The sequence below is a fragment of the Tabrizicola sp. genome (assembly GCF_051645465.1).
GTDB lineage: Bacteria > Pseudomonadota > Alphaproteobacteria > Rhodobacterales > Rhodobacteraceae > Tabrizicola.
Map to the genome: position 1 here is coordinate 1 of NZ_JBOFBI010000356.1, position 1,681 is coordinate 1,681.

At 64.5% G+C, this 1,681-nt stretch carries 3 protein-coding genes; 2 read left to right on the top strand and 1 reads right to left on the bottom strand.

The window, feature by feature from the left end; all coding sequences use genetic code 11:
• Positions 1-779: isocitrate/isopropylmalate family dehydrogenase (locus tag ACRCSW_RS22185; RefSeq protein WP_438707827.1), on the top strand; the 779-nt coding region annotated here is incomplete at its 5' end.
• A gap of 76 nt (positions 780-855) precedes the next feature.
• Here the strand turns inward: ACRCSW_RS22185 and ACRCSW_RS22190 are convergent.
• Entirely contained in the window at positions 856-1,077 is a 222-nt protein-coding gene (locus tag ACRCSW_RS22190; RefSeq protein WP_438707828.1) for a hypothetical protein, read from the bottom strand.
• A 187-nt stretch (positions 1,078-1,264) separates the two neighbouring features.
• On the opposite strand from ACRCSW_RS22190, the gene ACRCSW_RS22195 reads away from it, so the two are divergent.
• Positions 1,265-1,546: a hypothetical protein gene (locus tag ACRCSW_RS22195; protein WP_438707829.1), complete on the top strand. Its 282-nt coding sequence runs from the start codon at positions 1,265-1,267 to the stop codon at positions 1,544-1,546.
• Positions 1,547-1,681 lie beyond the last annotated feature (135 nt).

The window sequence follows — 1,681 nt, forward strand, 5'->3', positions numbered from 1 at the left end:
ATGTCAACCTCCGTCCCGTGCGCCTGATGCCGGGGGTTCCGGCCCCGCTGGCCGGGCGTGTGCCGGGGGATATCGATTTCTGGATCGTGCGCGAGAATACCGAGGGCGAATACTCCTCCATCGGCGGGCGCATCTTTGAAGGCACTGACCGTGAAACGGTGATCCAGGAAACCGTGATGACGCGGATCGGCGTCGACCGGGTGCTGCGCTATGCCTTTGATCTTGCGCGCCGCCGTCCGCGCCGCAAGCTGACCTCGGCAACGAAGTCGAACGGCATCTCGATCACCATGCCCTACTGGGACGAACGCGTGCGCGCGGTGGCGGCGGAGTATCCCGAGGTGGCGGTCGACCAGTATCACATCGACATCCTGACCGCGCATTTCGTGCTGAACCCGGACCGGTTCGATGTGGTCGTGGCGTCGAACCTGTTCGGCGACATCCTGTCCGATCTGGGCCCGGCCTGCACCGGCACCATCGGAATCGCGCCTTCGGGCAACATCAACCCCGACCACCGCTTTCCGTCGTTGTTCGAACCGGTGCATGGCTCCGCCCCCGACATCGCGGGGCAGGGGATTGCCAATCCGGTGGGGCAGATATGGGCCGGGGCGATGATGCTCGATCACCTTGGTGAGGCGGAAGCAGCGGCGGCGGTGCTGGCCGCGATCGAGGCAACGCTGGGCGATCCGGCGACGCGGACGCGCGATCTGGGAGGGACGGCGGATACGGTTGCGGCGGGTGCGGCGGTGGCCGCTGCGATTCAGGCGGCGCGATCCGGCTGAAAAGCGGGCAGGGGCTGCTCACCCCCCTGCCCGAGGCTGCCGGGCGGCCGGACACGAGTGACCGCCCGGGGGGAGATCACTCGCAGTGCTTCCCCATCGGGGCGTCGAGCGGCAGGGCGCAGACGCCATCTGTAGCGGCGGCAGGCAGGGTCACGGACAGGATCACGGCAAGGACTGCCAGGCCAAGCGTCAGGCTGCTGGCCATGGTCCATCTGCCGCGCGATCCCTTGCGGCGCAGGGTTGGGGCGACGACCTCGATCCGGGTCGGCTGGGGCGGAATGTGGTGGGACTGTCGCATCGCGGTCTCCTTCTTATTTCGCACTTACCCCTGTGACGGGGCCCGTCGTGAAATCCTTGGGTACGGGCCGAAAGACAGGCAATAACGGCGCGTTGATATGCGATAGCAATGCGCCCAAGACCCTTTGGATATTGAATATCAGTGGCTTCCCGCGCAGATTGGGGTCATCGAGCGTGAGGAGGCCCAAATGGCCCGTGTTACAATTTTTGTCGCCCTGATGCTGGCCGCCGGGCCTGCATCGGCGGAATGTTATGCCGACTACAAGGCCAAGCAGGATGACCCCTTGCGCCTTGCCTATGGCGTGGCGCAAGTATCTGATGGCAATTGCGACCCGGGCAGTGCGGCAAACGAATTGGCGCCGAGGCTGGCATCGGCGGGTTGGACATTGTTGAGCGTCATGTCAACCTTCGGACCCGAAGGTCTTGGTGAAAGGGAAGCAAGTGCCGGAGACCACTTCCTCCGCTACTGATTCATTGCGCGCGGGCAACCGCGTCGTTGCATTTGGGATCGTCGCGATTGTTCTTATCCTGCTGGCCGCAGCGGTGTTCCTGTTCGTCAACCTGCCGGACGCGAACGCCTTCAACGCCAAGGTCACGCAGATTTT

Excerpts from the sequence above, each read along its gene's own strand:
- ACRCSW_RS22195 (WP_438707829.1), top strand. The coding sequence starts at position 1,265 with ATGGCCCGTGTTACAATTTTTGTCGCCCTGATGCTGGCCGCCGGGCCT.
- ACRCSW_RS22190 (WP_438707828.1), bottom strand. The coding sequence starts at position 1,077 with ATGCGACAGTCCCACCACATTCCGCCCCAGCCGACCCGGATCGAGGTC.